Below are 19,607 nucleotides of genomic sequence, written 5' to 3' on the forward strand. Positions count from 1 at the left end.
ATTACATCAGTTTAATCAGGATTTGTAAACTAAAAGCCGTATTAGTTCCGTTTTTCTAACGGTACATATTCCTGCATTCCCGGTCCAACATAGTCAGCGCGCGGGCGGATAAGACGGTTATTCGAATATTGCTCCAGAATATGCGCAAGCCATCCGGAGACACGGCTCACAGCAAAAATAGGCGTGAATAGATCGTGATCGATGCCCAGGCTGTGGTATACAGAAGCAGAATAAAAATCAACGTTAGGCGGAAGTTCTTTTTCCGAGGTTACGACTTCTTCTATTTTAATCGACATCTCGTACCACTTTGATTCTCCATTTAGTTCAGTCAATTTTTTAGACATTTCTCTTAAGTGTTTGGCACGAGGATCTCCCTCTCTGTAAACACGGTGACCGAAGCCCATAATTTTTTCTTTGTTCTCCAGCTTTTTACGAACAATTGCTTCTGCATTTTCTACTGAGTCAATCTCAGTAAGCATTTTCATTACCTGCTCGTTTGCGCCGCCATGAAGTGGACCTTTAAGGGCACCAATCGCAGCTGTAACGCCGGAATAAACGTCAGACAGCGTGGCAACACAGACACGTGCAGTAAAAGTGGAGGCATTCAATTCATGATCCGCATGCAGAACAAGTGCTTTGTTCATTGCTTCTTCCTGAATTGCAGCAGGTTCTTCACCGGTAAGCATGTACATAAAATTAGCTGCAAAACTTAAATCAGCTTTTGGCGCAATCGGTTCCTGACCTTGTCGGATACGTGAAAAAGCTGTAACAATTGAAGACATCTTTGCTTGCAGGCGAATCGCTTTGCGGTAGTTTGCATCATCTTCCATTACATCCGCTTCTTCATCATAAAGACCAAGTGAGGAAACAGCCGTACGAAGCGCCGCCATTGGATGAACAGATTTTACCGGCATTGCTTTCAGCTGAGCGATGACCTCCTCAGGCAGTGACATATTATCAGCCAATTGTTTTTTTAGTTCAACAAGTTCAGTTTCATTTGGAAGACGAAGATGCCAAAGAAGATAAATTACTTCTTCAAAGCTTGCATTTTCTGTAAGGTCGTCGATATTATACCCAACATATGTAAGTGTGTCATCAATAATCGAACTGATGGATGAAGTCGTAGCTACTATACCTTCCAATCCTCTTGTTGCAGTCATACCAATCTCTCCTTTTAAAATGTATTTTAGCCCCTAAACAGCTGCTCTATAGGCTTGGACAAGGGGTAGTCATCCTGATTCTTTAGCAGGCTTATCGGGTGAAGCTGAGCGCCTGCTCATTTTACAGCCAATAAAAAAGCGTAGTTCAACAAAAAGTAACAAAGGATGCGCTTTCATCCTTCATTATAATCAATAATTTGAACTTTGTGAATGAAAACGCATAAATTAACGATTTTATTTTCCAAAACTCTATGAAATTTGACTAATCCACTCATAGATTTTCATAGCAAAATAAGCGATGCCTGCTCCAATAAGAGGCCCAACCGCAATCCCTTTAAAGAGAGCAACAGCAAGAATCGTTCCCAGCACCAGTGCCACTGTGATGTGCGGGTCATTTTCCAGTAGGGAGATGCCACCTTTGGCAATTAGCGCCACTAAAATACCGGATGCCAGCGCTATCCATGCATACGGGGATTTTACCGCGTCTGTTAATTCTTTAAATCCTATGGCTCCGCTTGCGATCGGCGCGAGCACTGCGATAGTAATAATCGTGACACCCCAGTTAATTCCTTTTGACTGGATGGTCTCGAAGATCTTCTGGTCGGCACCTACTACTTTGATGACAAGCAGCAGGGCAACAGCAAAAATGAGTGAGTTATTTTTAGCCAGCACTGCAATACCAAGAAGTAACAATAAAAAAAGTAATGCCTGGTCCATTTTAAACGACAGCTCCTCTTATACACATTAATTTCCCCTATTGGTCATAGACATAAACAAACAACCACTAAGAAATGTTGGTGTGCTCATGAACTCGACAACCGTATCAAGCAGGTTTTTATGGATGGCCGCCGGGCTGCTGGCACTGGTCGGCTTGTTTGGTCTTGCTTATACATACATGCTGCCCGTATTAGTGGGAGCGGTTATTTCTTTTGTATTGTATTATCCATCACTATGGGTTCACCGATACTGCAGACTTCCTTTTGCTATCAGTATTATTATAACCATTCTAGGGTTTTGCAGTTTGATAGCTGGTTTTATCACCGTTATCGGATTCTTATTTTGGCATGATATCGTCCGCTTTATCGAACAAATCCCGGGACTATTTTCTAAACTGAGCAGAGCGATCGAAGAGAGCATTTCACGGTTACTGCCGATTATCGAAGAAGTTGAAACTTTTCTTATATCAAAAGGGCTTATCACTCGGTCTTCTGGTGATTCTTTTATTCATTCATTAGAAGATCAAGCACTATCGTTTATTAAAAATACGGGTGAAATGTTATTTATTGAGTTGTCCCTTTTTCTTTCCTCTCTGCCGGGTATGGCAGTTGGTGGAGTCATTGCCTTAATCTCAGCTTACTTTTTTATAAAAGAAATGGCCGCTCTAAAAAAAGTGTTGAAACCATTTCTAGGCAAGTCATTGTCTGTTCACATATCTTCTTTATCAAAAGCAGTGAAGTTTTATACATGGTCATATGTACAGGCACAAATGCTTCTTACGGCTATTACAGCTGCCATTGCGCTATGCGGGTTATTAATCCTTAACGTAAGCGGCGCACCAGCTATTGCGGTTTTTGCTGCTATATTGGATTTAATCCCTATTGTTGGGACAAGCCTGCTTTTTATTCCATGGATATTTTATTGCTGGGTAAGCGGCGATATGGTTATGATGACAGGTCTTGCTATCACTCAAGTGGTCATTACTGTTTCAAGACAGGTTCTTGAACCCAAAATTATCGGTCAAACCCTGGGAATCCATCCTTTTATAACTTTTTTGATTATTTATATCTCATTTCAAAGTGTAGGCGTCATGGGTGTTTTGTTTTCACCGCTTCTGCTGCTGACGATCAGCACGCTGATAAAAGCAGGAACAATCCGGCTGATTTGGATTTATATAAAAAAAGGAACTATCCTTTAAAATAGGATAGCTCCTTTCAGATCTTTACATACATTTATTTCGCATCCCGCTACCTGTAAATAATCAAATTTCCTTTGCCCATCCTTTTTCGAAACCAAGCATAGATTAGAGGCTTAAAGCGGTTACGGGTTTGAGGAATAAGCAGCAAAAATCCTGTTAAATCTGTTAAGAAACCCGGGGTAAGCAACAGAACACCACCGATTAATATACAAACTCCGTCAAGGATTATTTCGCTTTTAGGCAGTTGAATGCCCATTTGATTCTGAACATTTTTAATGGCTTGAAGTCCCTGGGATTTAGCCAGGTAAGCCCCGAAAACGCCTGTTGCTAAAATCAGCAAAAAGGTCGGGATAATGCCAATTGCGTTGCCTACTGAAAAAAGAACGGCAATTTCCACTGCCGGGACAATAATAATTAGCAGCATGATCCATCTCAATGGCGGATCCTCCTTCTATTTAAAACTTACCTTAATTATAGCATATTCTATGAAAGGGAAACAGAAAGAAGAATAGGGCTGAAATCAAATCAAAAAGAAAAAACCTGCCCTTCCTAAAATAGGAGAGGACAGGTCTATACCATTTAAAGTACGCTTGCGTGACCGTTGTATACAACGCCGCGCTCAGCATCCACTGTTAATACCTGATCATCTTTAAATAATGATGTCGCATTTTCTACCCCGACAATTACCGGTAAACCAAGGTTGAGTCCTACCACTGCCGCATGGCTGGTAAGTCCGCCCTCTTCAACGATAAGTGCAGAACATTTTTCAAGCGCAGGCACCATGTCTTTATCTGTTCCTATTGTTACTAGAACAGAACCTTCTTTTACTTTATCAAGTGCTTCTGCAGCATTTGAAGCAATAACAGCACGGCCATAGCCGGATCTGCGTCCAATTCCCTGGCCTTTTGCCAATACGTCTCCAACAATGTGGATTTTCATTAAGTTCGTTGTACCTGATTCACCTACTGGTACTCCCGCTGTAATCACGACGAGGTCACCATGTTTAACACAGCCGCTGTTCAGGCTTTCTGATACTGCCATATCAAGCATTTCATCCGTTGTAGAGGTTTGTCTTCCAACCTGTGGATAAACACCCCACACAAGCGCGAGACGGCGTGAAACAGCAGAGTCTGCTGTCACAGCTACGATCGTTGCTTCCGGACGGTATTTTGAAATCATGCGAGCAGTGTGTCCACTCTCTGTTGGCGCAATAATTGCATTCACTTCTAAATTCAAAGCAGTGTGCGCTACAGCTTGTCCAATAGCATCTGTCATGTTCGGTTCAAAACGTTTACTCCGATTGGACAAAATGGTTTTATAGTCCAGCGCTGTCTCAGCACGTGAAGCAATGTTGTTCATTGTACTGACAGATTCTACAGGATAGTCACCTGCTGCTGTTTCACCAGAAAGCATAATGGCATCTGTTCCGTCAAAGATTGCATTTGCCACGTCGCTTGCTTCTGCACGTGTAGGACGAGGATTACGCTGCATTGAATCAAGCATTTGCGTAGCCGTAATGACCGGCTTTCCAACTGCATTACATTTTTTGATTAAATCTTTTTGAACCAAAGGTACTTCTTCTGCAGGAATTTCAACCCCTAAATCTCCTCGGGCAACCATAAGGCCGTCTGATACTTCAAGGATTTCACTGATGTTGTCTACGCCTTCCTGATTTTCAATTTTAGGAATAATATTAATGGCTGCAGCTCCGTTTTTCTCAAGCAGCTCACGAATTTCCAGCACATCAGACGCACGGCGTACGAAAGAAGCGGCAATAAAATCTACTTTCTGTTCTACTCCAAACAGGATATCCTGTGCATCTTTATCAGTTATGCCCGGCAGCTGAACAGATACACCCGGCACGTTTACGCCTTTTTTATTTTTAAGCGTTCCGCTGTTTAGAATTTTAGTTGTAAGTTCACGTGAATCACGATCGATCGACAAAACTTCCAAACCGATTAATCCGTCATCAAGAAGAATTTTAGAACCAACTTCCACATCTTCAACGAGTCTTTCATACGTAATCGAGAACTTTTCTTCAGTACCTACTACTTCGTTCATAGACACGATGATTTGATTTCCCGCTTCTAAATGAATCGCACCGTTTTCCATTGTGTTCGTGCGGATTTCAGGTCCCTTTGTGTCAAGCAGGATTCCAACACTTTTTCCAAGCTTTGAAGCAGCTTCACGGATATTTTTGATTCTTGCTCCATGCTCTTCAAAATCACCGTGTGAAAAGTTAAGACGCGCTACATTCATGCCAGCTTCCATTAATTGCGTCAGTTTTTCGATGCTCTCACTTGCAGGTCCAATTGTACATACAATCTTTGTTTTTCTCATAATCGATTAGTACCTCCTAGTAGTTCTGTTTTCTTTGGATTAATTTAGATCGAGAGTTCCTGTGATAAGCGATACAAGTCCATATCCGCTTTGCGTTCCATTTTCAATGCTTCAATGATGTCATAATCTACAAGGGCATTTTTTTCAATACCTACAGCACGTCCGCCTTTTCCTTGCATTAGCAGCTCAACTGCTCGTGCTCCAAGGCGGCTTGCCAATACTCGATCCGAGACAGTTGGGGAACCTCCACGCTGCATATGTCCAAGAACTGATACGCGTGTCTCCAGCGAAATTTTTTCTTTCAGCTTCTGAGCTAGTTCGTTTCCGGACATAACGCCTTCAGCCACAATAATAATACTGTGCTTTTTACCCCGGGCATGGCCTTTTAAAATTCGCTCTGCAATATTATCAAGATCATGCGGATCTTCAGGAATCAGGATCGTTTCTGCACCACCGGACAAACCTGCCCAAAGCGCTATATCACCCGCATTCCGTCCCATAACCTCTATGATAAACGTACGCTCATGAGAGGTAGCTGTATCTCTGATTTTATCGATTGCATCAATCACGGTATTAACTGCCGTATCAAAGCCAATTGTAAAGTCTGTTCCAGGAATGTCATTATCAATTGTTCCAGGTACACCCACACAAGGGTAGCCGTGCTCTGTCAAGGCTTTTGCTCCCATATAAGAACCGTCGCCGCCGATGACGACTAAACCTTCGATACCAAATTTTTCGAGCTGAGCAATCCCCTTCTTCTGACCTTCGACCGTTTTAAATTCTTCACAACGGGCTGAATAGAGCTTTGTGCCTCCGCGGTGAATAATATCTCCTACTGAGCCAAGTTCAAGTTTTTCGATATTTCCGGAAATGAGCCCCTGGTAGCCTTGGTAGACTCCGTATACTTCCAAGCCATGAAAGATCGCTTTACGCACGACTGCTCTTACAGCAGGGTTCATCCCCGGTGCATCTCCTCCGCTGGTTAATACACCGATTCTTTTCATTCTCTTATTCCCACCTTTTAGTAAAATAATTGAATTTATGTTAAGAACTTCACACATTCACTCGGAAGCGAAAATGAAGTTGGGTATACAAGTCATCTTTCTCCCCATTAAAAATACCATGAAGACGATTGGTTCTCAATATCTAGACCGCATGTTCAGCAATAGACGAAATAATCGTGCGACTGTAAGCGCTTAATTTAAGATAAAATTCACTTTTTAGACATAATTCTACAAGATCTGACTAAGCTTACTTAGGTCTTATCCTATTATCCGCCTAATAACAGCAGGTGCTTTCCTGCTGCTTCCATAAATAAATAACAAAGTTTATTTCAGGATCGTTCTTTATTAAAACAGTAGACGTGTACTGAAACCAGTACACGTCTACTATTCCCTAAAGGATTTCGCTCAAAACAGTATGGGAACCAATCTTTTGAAATTTTTCATGACGGTGAGCAATCAGTTCCTCACCTGAAAGAGAACACAGGGTTCTTAATGAAGCGTGGAGCACTTCATCAATTTTTTCTGCCTGCTCTTTTATGCTATGGTGAGCACCGCCTCTTACTTCAGTAACAATTTGATCAATAATCCCCATTTCCTTTAAATCAGGTGCTGTGATCTTCATTGATTCTGCCGCTTTTTGGGCAAGTGATGCATCCTTCCAAAGTATAGAGGCCGCTCCTTCTGGAGAGATCACAGAGTAGGTAGAGTTCTCAAGCATATGCAAGTGATTTCCAATCCCCAGCGCCAGTGCACCACCGCTGCCTCCTTCACCAATAACCAGGCACACGATCGGAACAGTCAGCCCTGCCATTTCAAACAAATTCCGAGCAATGGCTTCGCTTTGACCACGCTCTTCAGCTGCCTTCCCCGGATATGCTCCTTTTGTATCAATAAAACAAATGATGGGACGGTTAAATTTTTCTGCCTGCCTCATTAACCGCAATGCTTTTCTATACCCTTCAGGATGAGGCATTCCGAAGTTTCTTTTAATATTGTCTTTCGTTCCTTTTCCTCGTTGATGTCCGATTACAGTAACAGGTTTTTCTTTATAAAATGCGATTCCGCCCACAATCGCATGATCATCGCCGTACAGCCGGTCACCATGAAGTTCTATAAACTGTTCAAACAGTTCTTCAATGTAATCCAGCGTGGTCGGTCTTTCAGGATGTCGTGCAATTTGAACGCGGTCCCACGGCTTAATATTCATATAAGTGTCTTCTTCTAATTTCGCAAGACGGGATTCAAGTTTTTCAATTTCAGAAGAAAGATCCACATCTGAATCCACCGTAAAGGTCTTGAGTTCATTGATTTTTTCTTTCAGCTGAACGAGCGGCTTTTCAAATTCCAGTTCATTTACCATGCTGATCCCCCCTGCTGATGAATAGCGAGAACAGTTGTCAACGTTTCTCTTAATTCCGTTCTTGGAACAACAGCATCAAGCTGGCCGTGTTCAAGCAAAAATTCTGACGTTTGGAAGTCCTCCGGCAGCTTTTCCCGGATTGTCTGTTCAATAATTCTTCTTCCTGCAAAACCAATTAAAGCACCGGGCTCAGCGAAGTTGTAGTCTCCAAGAGAAGCAAAACTGGCTGAAACGCCGCCGGTTGTAGGATGAGTCATAACGGATATAATCAGTCCGCCTGATGTGCTGTATTTTTTTAATGCAGTGCTTGTCTTGGCCATTTGCATGAGTGACAGCACACCTTCCTGCATACGTGCTCCTCCGCTTGCAGTAAAGATAATAAATGGCACAGAAAGCTCTTCGGCGAGAGTGATCGCTCTGGATATTTTCTCACCTACTACAGATCCCATACTGCCCATCCGAAAATTAGAATCCATTATGGCAAGGACAACTTTATGCCGGTTAATACTGGCACTTCCGGTCACTACCGCTTCGTTCAAGCCTGTTTTTGTACGGTCCTTCTCCATTTTTTCCATATAATCCGGAAAGTTTAGCGGATTTTGCGAAGTCATATCCTCATTAATTTCATGAAAAGTATCTGCATCAATTAAACTGCTGATTCGCTCTGCTGCAGTCATCGTATGATGATATCCACAGTGCAGGCATACTTTTGCATTTTTTTTCACTTCTTTTGTATACATGATCTTTTTGCATTTAGGACATTTTGTCATAATCCCTTCAGGAACATCATGTTTAGCATTCTCCGAAGGAATCGTTGCGTATTTTTTCTTCTTCGGTTTGTTTGATTTTGTAAAAATATCTTTAAGCAAGGTAAATCCTCCCCCATGTGAATTTATCTATTTAGCGCCAATTCTTTTTTCTCCACACATGAAATGCATGTTTACTTTGCTTTTTGTAAGGATACGGGCTCAGCACAAAATGTCCGGATCGTTGTCATATCCTTTGATAGCGCTGCTTTTTTCACAGTGTATATAAGATCCTCATCAAGAGCGGCAGATTCTTTGCTCGACATACGGTCAAAATCATATAAGACCAGCCAGACTTTAAAGGCTAAGCGGTTTCCTGAAGATCCAAAAAGTGAGGATTTGAAGTGGTTGATGGTTGTAATCTCTCCGTTTTGATAGCTTGTTAAAATCGAATCAAACAACCAGTTAATGGTGGAGGCGTCATTTTGCAGCAGCCGGTTCATGCTGCCCATTTCAACCCATATTTTCATTTCCAAAACATCTTTTTCTGCTTGTCCATTCTGAAGAATGAACATTCCTAGAAGTTCCACTAAGTGGTGATCTCTGAAATCCCTCAAAAATGTTCCTTCGCCATGCCTGGTTTCAATTAAACCGAGCAATTCTAATGCACGAAACGCTTCTCTTACAGAAGACCGTCCCACACTCAGGCGCTCGGATAATTCACGCTCTGAAGGCAGGCGGTCTCCAGCTGTTAAGCCGTCACGTTGAATCATTTCCTTCAATTTGTGCACAACGGATAAGTAGACTTTTAATTGAGCAGGAGATTTAGTCACTGCATTTCATCATTCTGACTTTCCGATTAAAGAAAGGCGTTCTGTTTTAAGTCTTATTTCTTCAGGATCCATTTTTCTTCTAGCTACACCTGTTTCCATCGCAGCCGTTGCAACTGCTGCTGCCACTGCAGGTGCTACTCTTGGATCAAAAGGGGCGGGAATCACATAGTTTGCATCCAGCTCTTCTGCTGAAATTAGGGAAGCAATCGCCTCCACTGCAGCACGTTTCATTTTCTCATTTATATGAGTGGCACGGACATCCAATGCCCCCCGGAAAATTCCTGGAAATGCCAGCACATTATTAACCTGGTTGGGATAATCAGATCGGCCGGTGCCAATAACTTTTGCTCCGGCTGCTTTCGCACGCTCAGGCATAATTTCCGGCACAGGGTTTGCCATAGCAAAAATAATGGCATCGTTATTCATTGTATTAACCATTTCTTCGGTTAATGCTCCAGCTACAGAGACTCCTATGAACACATCTGCCCCGTGGATGGCATCTTGAAGTGAGCCGTCAACCCTGCTGCGGTTTGTTATTTTCGCAACGCCTTCTTTAACCGCATTCATGCCATATGGACGCCCCTCATATACTGCGCCTTTTGAGTCACACATAATAATATCCCGGACACCATAGCTGTACAAAAGCTTGATGATTGCAATTCCTGCAGCACCTGCGCCATTCATTACAATTTTAATATTTGTTAATTCCCGGTTGGTTAATTTAAGTGCGTTCACTAAACCGGCAACTGTTACAATAGCCGTTCCGTGCTGATCGTCGTGAAAAATTGGAATGTTGGTTTCTTTTTTCAGACGTTCTTCAATTTCAAAACATCTGGGAGCAGCGATATCTTCTAGATTCACTCCGCCAAAAGTAGGCTCAAGTAATTTTACTGTCTCGACAATTTTATCAATTTCAGTAGTATTTAAACAGATTGGAAAAGCATCCACGCCAGCAAAGCTTTTAAATAAAACGGCCTTTCCTTCCATTACTGGCAGCGCAGCTTCTGGACCGATATTTCCAAGGCCCAAAACTGCGGTCCCATCCGATACGACTGCCACCATATTTCCTTTCATGGTGTAATCGTAAACTGTTTCAGGTTTATCATAAATTTCTTTGCAAGGCTCAGCTACTCCAGGTGAGTATGCAAGGCTCAGATCTTCCGCATTTCTGACAGAGACCTTTGACTTTGATTCAAGTTTCCCCTGGTTCACTCTGTGCATATGTAAGGCTTCATCGCGTAATGACAAGGTAATTCACTCCCTGATTTGACGGGGGTTCCCCCTAAATTTAACAATTGGTCAGACCACATAATTCTCTAAACCACTATATCAAAAATTAGTTTGTAAAAGCAATTGATTCTTTAATATAGAAAGAAGAAGGACAGACTGATTGCAACAAGACCGGTTCATTTCCGTTCCAGGCGGAGGCTTTCCGCGTGGCGGGAGGTGAGCCGATTTAATGCTTTCGCATCTTCACCGTCTCACCCTTCCCGCTTCATCACGCTGGAGTCCCCGCCTTCCACTCCATTGAACCTATTCTATTTAAAATGGATCGTACGAAACTATGTAAACCTCTGACTGTTTACAAACCGCACTCCTGGACGGACTTATAAAGATGAAGGGGACCGGTTCATTTCCGTTTCAGGCGGAGGCTTTCCGCGTGGCGGGAGGTGAGCCGATTTGATGCTTTCGCATCTTCACTGTCTCACCCTTCCCGCTTCATCACGCTTGAGTCCCCGCATCCCCTTCATAGAATCTGGACTTTTTTAGCAGCATAATAACTGCTTATTTTTTCGGTGTAATGCAAAGGAATAAAAAAAGAATGATCTCATGAAGTAAGTTCATGAAACCATTCTAGTGAATAAATGATTGAGTTCTGTCCCTTGATGGTTTGTAATCTGTAAAAAGGCAGCCGTTTTTCACAGATTGCTTATTTGGCCACTACGTTCTTATCTCCCAAAAGCTCCTTCAGCTGTTTGATCACGGGGGTCTGTATATTGACCCATTCACTTTGCTGCAGCTGAATCGTTCGCTTTGTTTCTTCCATGTGAATAATCACTGGTGAATTCCCCTGATGCTGAAGGCAGAGGTTTCGAACCTTCTTCAAAAGGGAAGATTCTTCAAGCTTGGGAGGAATTCGCAGAAACAGTTTTTTTCTGCTCGGTTCACTTGTCCAGTCCTCTGCCCGTTTCACATCCTGTAATATGACCTGCAGCTTCCCATTTCGCTGGTCTGCTTTTCCTTTTGCAATGATCAATATCCCCTGTTTAAGGAGCGCTGAAGCATGACGGTACGTATCTGGAAAGGCTACTGCGTCTATATCGCCTGATGCATCACTTAACACAAGAAAAGCCATCGCGTCTCCTTTTTTAGTACGGATCATTCGAATGTCTGTAATGAGTGCTCCAACCAAAAAGGACGGCTGATTGCTTTTAATCTCATCTATTGATTGGGCCTGAAGCTGATCGAGTTTTGATTGGATGGACGATACAGGATGGGCAGATAAGTATAAGCCCAGCACTTCTTTTTCAAACGACAGCTTTTCCTCAGCAGGCATTGGAGATTTTTCAATGTATTTTGGAGATATCGAAAAATCATCTTCAAATAACCCTCCGTCTTCACTTTTCATTAATGAAGCATGTTCAATCGCCACATCGATGGATGCAAGCAGTGTGGAACGGTCTTTCTCAAACTCATCAAAAGCACCTGAAAAAACCAGCGCCTCAAGAATTTTTCGACTGACAGATTTAGAGGGTACTCGCACGCAAAAATCAAATAAATCTTTATAAGCTTTTTGCTGTCTCGTTTGAATTAAATCGACTGCCACACCTTTCCCGATCCCTTTAATCGCGCTGATGCTAAATCGTATTCCATCTTTTTCAACTGCAAAGTAACGATCGCTTTTTTGAACCGATGGCGGGAGAACTGGAATCCTCAGCCTTTCGCATTCTCTGATATAAAGGCGCAGTTTGTCCTCGTTGCCCGTAACGGAAGTCATCAGCGACGCCATAAAATGTGTAGGATAATGAGTTTTTAAGTAAGCAAGCTGGTAACCGATCAAGCTGTACGCCACAGCATGGCTTTTATTAAAACCGTAATTGGCAAATTGAACAATTAAATCGTATATTTCCTGAGCTGTTTTCTCCTCATAGCCTCTGTTAATGGAGCCTTTGACAAAGCGCTCTCTCTCCCGGTCCAGGTCTTCTTTCTTTTTCTTGCTGACAGCTCTTCTCAGCATATCTGCCTGCCCTAAAGTAAAGCCTGCCATTTGAGAGGCAATTTGCATGATTTGTTCCTGATACACGATGATCCCATAGGTTGGCGCGAGAATTTTAGTCAAATCCGGATGAGCATAGCGAACCGGTTCCTGATTATGCTTTCTTTTAATAAATGAAGGGATATGGTCCATTGGGCCTGGCCGATACAATGCATTGACCGCTACTATGTCATCAAATGCGGTAGGTTTTAGTGACCGCAGCACATTTTTCATGCCATCGGACTCAAGCTGAAAGATGCCCACAGTCCAGCCTTTGCTCAGCAATTCAAATGTAGCTTGATCTTTCGTTGGAATCTCTTCCAACCGAAACTGCCGATTTTCTTTTTGAACAATAGATTGTGTGATTTTTTCAAGCAGCGTCAGATTGCGCAGCCCTAAGAAGTCCATTTTTAATAAACCGATATCTTCAAGCAGGTCCATTGGCCACTGGGTTAAGTGAACATACTCCTGTCCCTTCTGCAGCGGGACAATGTCTACAAGCGGCCTGTCGCTAATGACAACGCCCGCAGCATGTGTTGAGGTATGCCTCGGAAGTCCTTCCAGTTTTTTTGCCACTTCAAACCACTGCTGATGTCTCTTGGACTGATCAGCAAACTGCCGAAGCGGAGCAGATTCTTCATAGGCTTCACGAAGAACAATGCCTAAGCGGGATGGAATGGCTTTAGAGATAACCTCCATTTCCCCGGAAGTAAATCCAAAAACTCTTGCGGTGTCCCGCGCGATGGCTTTCGCAGACAATGTGCCGAATGTGACAATTTGCGCAACATGCTTAGAGCCGTATTTCTCGGCGACATATTGAATCACTTCGTCACGGCGATGATCTGGAAAATCAATATCAATATCAGGCATGGAAATCCGTTCAGGATTCAAAAACCGTTCAAAAAGCAAATCATGTTCAATTGGATCAACATGAGTAATAAAGAGCGCATAGGCCACTAAAGAACCTGCAGCAGAACCCCGCCCGGGACCGGTTAAGATTTTCTTTTCTCTTGCGAACTTCATAAAATCCCACACAATGAGAAAGTAATCATTAAAGGACATTCGGTCGATAACGGACAGTTCATATTCAAGGCGTTCTTTGTAAATGGAGGAAATGGATTGTTGTCTTTTTTTCAAACCCTCGCTGCAAAGGTGCAGCAATACCTCTTTCGCTGTGACATCATTGGGAACGGGATAGCGAGGCAGATAAGACTGGGAAAAATCTATTTTTATATTACATCGTTCTGCGATTTCCAACGTATGCTCAAGTGCTTCCGGCATCGCCGAAAACAGCTCCTTCATTTGGTCCTTATGCGTGAAGGCGAAGGTACCTGCGAGACTTGCTTCTTCTATCTTTACACCATCCCGTATTGACGTGATCACCTCAAAACTGAATGCATCCTCTTTTTCAAGGTAACGAACATCAGCAGCTGCCACTAACGGAATCTCCAACGTCTTACTAAGATCAGCAAGTTTCTCTGCTAACTGCCGATCCTGTGAACGCCCGTGGTCCTGAACGGAAAAAAAGAAGGAATCAGCCCCAAACATCCCGCGGTATCTTTCTGCTCTTTGGGCTGCTTTTTCATTTTCCTGTTCCATAAGAAGCGTCTCTATCTCTCCTTCAGCCCCAGGGGTTAAAGCAATTAATCCTTCCGAATAAGAGGACAGCCATTTTAGAGGGATTCCTCTTTCATGACCTGTCTGAAGGACACTTGAAATTTTAATTAAATGCTGATACCCGTTTTGGTTTTCTGCAAGCAGAACCAGCGGATAAGCCCGTTCATCCTCTTCAACCCAGACATCAGCAGTTAAACCGATAATCGGCTTGATCTTTTCTTTTAAGCACTCTCGGTAAAATGGCACTGCACCATACAAGACATTTCGATCTGTCAGGGCAATGGCAGATGCATTGTCAGACTTTGCTTTTTTTATTAAAGCAGAAAGCGTAATAGGACTAGACAGGAGGTCAAAAGAACTCGTGACTTGTAAATGAACAAACGGCATCCTGCTTCCTCCTTTATTTTTCTTCGTTCTTGCAGATTCCCTGTAGCTTATGAATAATTTCTTCTGATTCGTTCCAGTTTTTTATAGAAGCTCCCGCAGCAAGGGGATGTCCTCCACCTCCGTATTCTTTAGCGAGTTCATTAATCACCGGTCCTTTGGAACGAAAACGCACACGAATTTCAGAAGCTTCTTCAATAAAGAATACCCAGGCTTTGATTCCTTTCACACTTCCTAGCGTACTGACTAGAAGAGATGCTTCTGATGGCGTCGCACCATATTCATTTAAAAGCGGCTGCTGCATCTTGATATAAGCAGCACCGTTGTCATCTATCGAAAAATTCTGCAACACATAGCCTTGCAGTTTAAGCTGATGAGGTTCCATCTCATAGAGAGAGTTAAAAATAGAAGCCCGGTCAAATTCAAACTGAATTAACTCACCAGCGTACTGAAATGTTTTCTGCGTAGCATTCGGGAAAAGAAATCTGCCCGTGTCTCCGACAATGCCGGCAAACAAAAGCCGTGCTGCTTTTTGACTCATTTGCAAGCCTGCGTTACGGCCCTCAAGATAAAATTCATAGATCATCTCGCTTGCAGAACTAGCTGATGTGTCCACCCACAGATAGTCTCCGTAAGGATCTTCATTAGGATGGTGATCAATTTTAATTAATTCGGCCCCGAGCTTGTACCGTTGATCATCAATCCGCTCCTCGTTAGCCGTATCACATACAATAACCAGCGACTCTTTATATAAATCATCAGATACGATATCCATTTGGCGTAAAAAAGATAAGGATTTTTCTTCCTGCCCAACTGTATAGACGGTTTTCTCAGGGAAAGAAGCAGTGATCAATTCAGCCAGACCGCCTTGAGAGCCATAGGCATCGGGGTCAGGGCGAACATGCCTGTGAATAATAATTGATTGATATTGTTTTATGACGTCAAGTATTTGTTTTTTCATTTGAATCAATCCTTTCGGGAACAAAAGTGGATTTTCATGTTTATTGCCGCTACAATATGTAAAGATCAAGTCATTTTTGGAGGTTGTTACATGCCGATTTTAGTATTTATTATCATTTTATCTGCTGTTGCTTATTTATATTTTAAAACGAAGCAAATACGCTCACCTCGTCCAGTGGAAAAACAATGGCAGGCCAGCCGTGCAGGGATCGCACTTGGGCTGGGAATGGGCGCTTTTGGAATAAATCAGCTGTTTTTATTTAATTTTGAAGTATCAACCGAGCTGATCCTTACTTATGTAATTGCTGCAGCATTTATTTTAATTGGCTTTGGCAGCGCCTGGCTGCGCTATAAAGCATATAAGCACCTTACTCCTTTTTTAAAAAAGGAAGATGATGAGTGGAAAAAATACGAAAAAGAACAACAATCCTGAGCTTTTTTTAGAAAAACATGCATGGACATTCACTGGTGCGGATTGTATCATAAACCCTCTCTCAAACCGGCTTAATTAGCCGGTTTGTTTTCATCACCGGTCCAAAAGCTGACACATCATCATTGCTTTCCCTACTAAATTCCCTTCACTAAATACCTCTACATCTACTTTTCCGAATTTGCGTCCTACATCAAGCAGCCTTGGGTGAATTTCTATTGTATTGTCCAGTTGAACTGGCTTTATAAAATAGATTGTAATATTTTCAATGACAAGGTCGCTCCGCTTAAATTCCTTAAGCGTGCGGTTTGCAGCTTCGGTAATGAGCGACGTAAAAACCCCATAGGAAATGGAGCCGAGCTGATTCGTCATTTGCGGAGTCACGCGAAATTGATAGGGGTTTTCAAGTGTCTTATCGACTCTCAATTCTTTAAACACTATGTCATCAATGGTTTCCCCAATTTGCGGCTGCCTTTGAATCATTTGCAGAGCTTTTAAGACATCCTGGCGGCTGATCACTCCCTCTAAATGGTCGTGATCATCGACAACAGGAAGCAGTTCTATTCCTTCCCAGATCATGATATGGGCGGCAGATGCAACACTTGTCTTCACCCTTACTGTTAAGGGGGACTTCGTCATGACGCGCTCAATGGACTCCTGACTGTCTTTTCCTAAAATATCCTTTGAAGTGACCATCCCCACTACTTTTAGCGAATGTGGATCTACCACAGGAAATCTGCTGTGATGTGTTTCATCATTTAAAGCTGTCCAGTGGGAAACTTTATCTCTTGAAGTTAAAAAATACGCTCGATCAAATGGAATTAAAATGTCTTCTACCAGCGCAATCTCTTTTTTTATAAGCTGATCGTAAATGGCGCGATTAATCATCGCTGCAACTGTAAAGGTATCATAGGATGTTGAGATTACGGGCAGTTCAAGCTCATTCGCAAGCTTTTTTATTGACTCATCCGCATCGAATCCTCCTGTAATCAGCACCGCTGCACCCGCCTGAAGAGCGAGCTCGTGGGCACGTGTGCGGTTTCCTACAATCAGCAGGTTGCCCGCTTCCGTGTATCGCATCATCGCCTCAAGCTTCATTGCGCCAATAACAAATTTATTTAATGTCTTATGCAGGCCCGCTCTGCCTCCAACAACTTGTCCATCAATAATGTTCACTACTTCAGCAAAAGTAAGGCGTTCGAAGTTTTCTTTTTTCTTTTTTTCAATTCTAATTGTACCAACACGTTCAATCGTACTGACAAGTCCTTGATTCTCTGCTTCTTTTATTGCCCGGTACGCTGTTCCCTCACTTACGTCGAGCTGCTTTGCGACCTGACGCACCGATATTTTGTTTCCTACGGGCAGGGAATCAATATGAGATATTATTTGTTCATGTTTCGTGGCCACAGGCTGTCCCTCTCTTTCAATCCGATCATGTATTCGCCTTTTTATTATACTCATTATGAGGCCTTAGGTTCAACGAAAGCAAAATAAAACAAAAAAACCGCCGAAAAAACCTCGTTTTTCCGGCGGTCTTTGCTATTCGATTGAATCCCCTGCATGTAATACCCTGCCTTGTCCTTCCGGTAAAAGCTTCACGAATTTTTCCGGATCCTGTTTTATTGGCGGGAACGTATTATAGTGAATCGGAATGACCGTTTTTGCATTGAGCAGACTTGCTGCATAAGCTGCATCATCCGGTCCCATGGTGAAATTATCTCCGATCGGAAGAAATGCTACATCAATCGTGTTGCGCTCTCCGATTAATTTCATGTCGCCAAACAGACCTGTATCTCCTGCATGATACAACGTTCTTCCTTCAACCGTCAGCAGGACACCTGCAGGCATGCCTGTATAAATAATCTGCTTGTCCTCAGTTTCATAAGAGGAGCCATGAAACGCCTGTGTAAGCTTTACTCTGCCAAAATCAAAATCATAGCCTCCGCCTATATGAAGCGGATGCGTTTTTAAGCCCTGCCATTCCAAATAATTGGCAAGTTCAAAGGGGGCAATGACGAGCGCATCACTTTGCTTGGCAATTTCAACAGTGTCTCCTACATGATCATTGTGTCCATGTGTAAGGATAATCACATCGGGCTTTTCGTTTTCAACCTTTAAATCCGTCAGTTCATTTCCATTAATAAAAGGATCAAATAAAATTGTGGTGCCGTTTGTTTTAACTTTAACAATTGAATGACCGTGGTAAGAAATATTCATAAACTGATTCCTCCTCAACAGTAATTTCATTCTCCTTAACTCATTCCCTCTCCATTTTGACTAAAACCTTAAGAATTGCACTTTATTCCTTAGACAATGGGTAAACTTTCAGACGTCCCTACTCAATTAGATGCTTATGCGCTAGATGGCTGATTTAATATTTTTAACATGTATGCTACGATTTAATTCAACATGCGCACCATTTTCACACGAATCACATACATACAATGACTTGATTAATAAGGAGGAATCAATAGTGAAAGGAAAAATCAAACAGATTCAACAATACTTATCGAGCCGTTCTATTGATGCGGCATTTCTAACCTCAACAGAAAATGTTTGCTACACAACAGGTTTTAGAAGCAATCCGCATGAAAGGTGGCTCGCAGTGTTTGTTCCGCAAACTGGAGAAAGCACATTAATCTGCCCGGGTATGGAGGAAGAAGAAGCGCGTCATGCTGGCTGGGAATACCGGATCATTGGATACAGCGACACTGAAAACCCAATACAATTACTGCATACTCTTCTACAAACCAAAAATATGGCTGTTTCTTCACTTGCGATCGAAAGCAGTCACTTGACCGTTGATCGGTTAAATCTTTTGAAAGAATCATTTGGCAGCTTCGACATTCACTCTATTGATCAGCAGATGAATGATCTTCGTGTAGTGAAATCACAAGATGAGCTAGTCCTTCTACGCAAAGCGGCTGAACTTGCTGATTTCGCCATTGAGACTGCTTGCAGTGAATTAGCAGAAGGAAAAACAGAACTGGAAATCCTCGCAGCGATCGAGTTTGAATTGAAACGCAAGGGGATTACAGAAATGTCATTTTCCACAATGGTGCTGACAGGGAAAAACGCCGCTTCCCCACACGGCAATCCCGGATTGAACAAAATAAAAAGAGGAGACCTTGTACTATTCGATCTTGGAGTCGTTTATCAAGGCTATTGTTCTGATATTACTAGAACCGTTGCTTTTGGAGAACTTTCAAAGGAGCAGATAAAAATCTATGAGACGGTGCTGGCTGCGGAGCTTAAAGCACTGGAAATGGTAAAGCCGGGTGTAAAAGCAAGTGACCTTGATTTAGCCGCAAGAAAGGTTATTCAAGATGCAGGGTACGGCGACTTTTTCCCTCACCGCCTCGGACACGGTCTTGGTTTAAATGTTCATGAATATCCGTCCATTACTTCTGACAGTGACTTTATTCTTAAAGAAGGCATGACATTTACCATTGAACCGGGCATTTATGTTCCAAACATTGCCGGAGTCCGGATAGAAGACGATGTACTTGTTACTGAAAATGGATATGAAACACTGACAAAATTCCCAAAAACGCTTCAATACTATTAAATATTGCGTAAGAGAGCCGCTTTAATGCTGTCGC

General features: G+C 42.5%; 16 protein-coding genes. 3 read left to right on the forward strand and 13 right to left on the reverse strand.

Annotation, left to right across the window (positions count from 1 at the left end):
• Nucleotides 1-41: 41 nt before the first annotated feature.
• Together citZ and KR50_RS14265 are read right to left on the reverse strand one after the other, a co-directional pair.
• Nucleotides 42-1,160: a citrate synthase gene (citZ, locus tag KR50_RS14260; RefSeq protein ID WP_041060038.1), complete on the reverse strand. Its 1,119-nt coding sequence runs from the start codon at nucleotides 1,158-1,160 to the stop codon at nucleotides 42-44.
• 249 nt (nucleotides 1,161-1,409) lie between these two features.
• Nucleotides 1,410-1,877: a DUF441 domain-containing protein gene (locus tag KR50_RS14265; protein ID WP_041060041.1), complete on the reverse strand. Its 468-nt coding sequence runs from the start codon at nucleotides 1,875-1,877 to the stop codon at nucleotides 1,410-1,412.
• Between the two features lie 124 nt (nucleotides 1,878-2,001).
• Between KR50_RS14265 and KR50_RS18045 the strand changes: the two genes are divergently transcribed.
• Entirely contained in the window at nucleotides 2,002-3,075 is a 1,074-nt protein-coding gene (locus KR50_RS18045) for an AI-2E family transporter (RefSeq protein ID WP_052477130.1), read from the forward strand.
• A gap of 49 nt (nucleotides 3,076-3,124) precedes the next feature.
• Here KR50_RS18045 and KR50_RS14275 read toward each other — a convergent pair whose 3' ends face one another.
• The 9 genes from KR50_RS14275 to KR50_RS14315 all read right to left on the reverse strand — a co-directional run bounded on the left by KR50_RS14275 (nucleotide 3,125) and on the right by KR50_RS14315 (nucleotide 15,576).
• Nucleotides 3,125-3,511 carry an FxsA family protein gene (locus KR50_RS14275; RefSeq protein WP_041060044.1) on the reverse strand — a complete coding sequence of 129 codons (387 nt, stop codon included), beginning with the start codon at nucleotides 3,509-3,511 and terminating at the stop codon, nucleotides 3,125-3,127.
• Between the two features lie 143 nt (nucleotides 3,512-3,654).
• Nucleotides 3,655-5,415 (reverse strand): pyruvate kinase, encoded by a 1,761-nt coding sequence (pyk, locus tag KR50_RS14280; protein ID WP_041060047.1) that lies wholly within the window; start codon nucleotides 5,413-5,415, stop codon nucleotides 3,655-3,657.
• Between the two features lie 44 nt (nucleotides 5,416-5,459).
• Nucleotides 5,460-6,419 (reverse strand): 6-phosphofructokinase, encoded by a 960-nt coding sequence (gene pfkA / locus KR50_RS14285; protein WP_041060050.1) that lies wholly within the window; start codon nucleotides 6,417-6,419, stop codon nucleotides 5,460-5,462.
• Between the two features lie 391 nt (nucleotides 6,420-6,810).
• Entirely contained in the window at nucleotides 6,811-7,779 is a 969-nt protein-coding gene (gene accA, locus KR50_RS14290; RefSeq protein WP_041060053.1) for an acetyl-CoA carboxylase carboxyl transferase subunit alpha, read from the reverse strand.
• Nucleotides 7,773-8,648, reverse strand: a complete 876-nt coding sequence (accD, locus tag KR50_RS14295) for an acetyl-CoA carboxylase, carboxyltransferase subunit beta (RefSeq protein ID WP_041060056.1) — start codon at nucleotides 8,646-8,648, stop codon at nucleotides 7,773-7,775. The genes accA and accD overlap by 7 nt, the downstream gene beginning before the upstream one ends.
• Before the next feature lie 71 nt (nucleotides 8,649-8,719).
• Complete coding sequence (locus KR50_RS14300) at nucleotides 8,720-9,298, reverse strand: FadR/GntR family transcriptional regulator (protein WP_084215626.1); 579 nt, start codon at nucleotides 9,296-9,298, stop codon at nucleotides 8,720-8,722.
• Nucleotides 9,299-9,367: 69 nt separating this feature from the next.
• A complete protein-coding gene (locus KR50_RS14305) occupies nucleotides 9,368-10,606 on the reverse strand; it encodes an NAD(P)-dependent malic enzyme (protein ID WP_041060058.1) in 1,239 nt (412 codons plus the stop codon).
• 682 nt (nucleotides 10,607-11,288) lie between these two features.
• Nucleotides 11,289-14,618: a DNA polymerase III subunit alpha gene (gene dnaE / locus KR50_RS14310; protein ID WP_041060061.1), complete on the reverse strand. Its 3,330-nt coding sequence runs from the start codon at nucleotides 14,616-14,618 to the stop codon at nucleotides 11,289-11,291.
• A 13-nt stretch (nucleotides 14,619-14,631) separates the two neighbouring features.
• Nucleotides 14,632-15,576, reverse strand: coding sequence for a DHH family phosphoesterase (locus tag KR50_RS14315; protein ID WP_041060063.1), 945 nt, complete (start codon nucleotides 15,574-15,576; stop codon nucleotides 14,632-14,634).
• Between the two features lie 90 nt (nucleotides 15,577-15,666).
• Between KR50_RS14315 and KR50_RS14320 the strand changes: the two genes are divergently transcribed.
• Entirely contained in the window at nucleotides 15,667-16,008 is a 342-nt protein-coding gene (locus tag KR50_RS14320; RefSeq protein WP_041060065.1) for a YtpI family protein, read from the forward strand.
• A gap of 93 nt (nucleotides 16,009-16,101) precedes the next feature.
• Here KR50_RS14320 and KR50_RS14325 read toward each other — a convergent pair whose 3' ends face one another.
• Nucleotides 16,102-17,412 (reverse strand): CBS domain-containing protein, encoded by a 1,311-nt coding sequence (locus tag KR50_RS14325; RefSeq protein WP_041060067.1) that lies wholly within the window; start codon nucleotides 17,410-17,412, stop codon nucleotides 16,102-16,104.
• A 132-nt stretch (nucleotides 17,413-17,544) separates the two neighbouring features.
• Nucleotides 17,545-18,222: a metal-dependent hydrolase gene (locus KR50_RS14330; protein WP_041060070.1), complete on the reverse strand. Its 678-nt coding sequence runs from the start codon at nucleotides 18,220-18,222 to the stop codon at nucleotides 17,545-17,547.
• 256 nt (nucleotides 18,223-18,478) lie between these two features.
• Between KR50_RS14330 and KR50_RS14335 the strand changes: the two genes are divergently transcribed.
• Nucleotides 18,479-19,573, forward strand: a complete 1,095-nt coding sequence (locus KR50_RS14335) for a M24 family metallopeptidase (RefSeq protein WP_041060072.1) — start codon at nucleotides 18,479-18,481, stop codon at nucleotides 19,571-19,573.
• The last annotated feature ends 34 nt before the right edge of the window (nucleotides 19,574-19,607 follow it).

The organism is Jeotgalibacillus campisalis, from assembly GCF_000829515.1.
In the GTDB taxonomy this organism is placed as follows: Bacteria; Bacillota; Bacilli; order Bacillales; family Jeotgalibacillaceae; genus Jeotgalibacillus; species Jeotgalibacillus campisalis.

Coding starts and splice junctions, on each gene's coding strand:
- citZ (WP_041060038.1), bottom strand. CDS start 1,160: ATGACTGCAACAAGAGGATTGGAAGGTATAGTAGCTACGACTTCATCC.
- KR50_RS14265 (WP_041060041.1), bottom strand. CDS start 1,877: ATGGACCAGGCATTACTTTTTTTATTGTTACTTCTTGGTATTGCAGTG.
- KR50_RS18045 (WP_052477130.1), top strand. CDS start 2,002: ATGGCCGCCGGGCTGCTGGCACTGGTCGGCTTGTTTGGTCTTGCTTAT.
- pyk (WP_041060047.1), bottom strand. CDS start 5,415: ATGAGAAAAACAAAGATTGTATGTACAATTGGACCTGCAAGTGAGAGC.
- pfkA (WP_041060050.1), bottom strand. CDS start 6,419: ATGAAAAGAATCGGTGTATTAACCAGCGGAGGAGATGCACCGGGGATG.
- accA (WP_041060053.1), bottom strand. CDS start 7,779: ATGGTAAATGAACTGGAATTTGAAAAGCCGCTCGTTCAGCTGAAAGAA.
- KR50_RS14300 (WP_084215626.1), bottom strand. CDS start 9,298: ATGATTCAACGTGACGGCTTAACAGCTGGAGACCGCCTGCCTTCAGAG.
- dnaE (WP_041060061.1), bottom strand. CDS start 14,618: ATGCCGTTTGTTCATTTACAAGTCACGAGTTCTTTTGACCTCCTGTCT.
- KR50_RS14315 (WP_041060063.1), bottom strand. CDS start 15,576: ATGAAAAAACAAATACTTGACGTCATAAAACAATATCAATCAATTATT.
- KR50_RS14320 (WP_041060065.1), top strand. CDS start 15,667: ATGCCGATTTTAGTATTTATTATCATTTTATCTGCTGTTGCTTATTTA.
- KR50_RS14330 (WP_041060070.1), bottom strand. CDS start 18,222: ATGAATATTTCTTACCACGGTCATTCAATTGTTAAAGTTAAAACAAAC.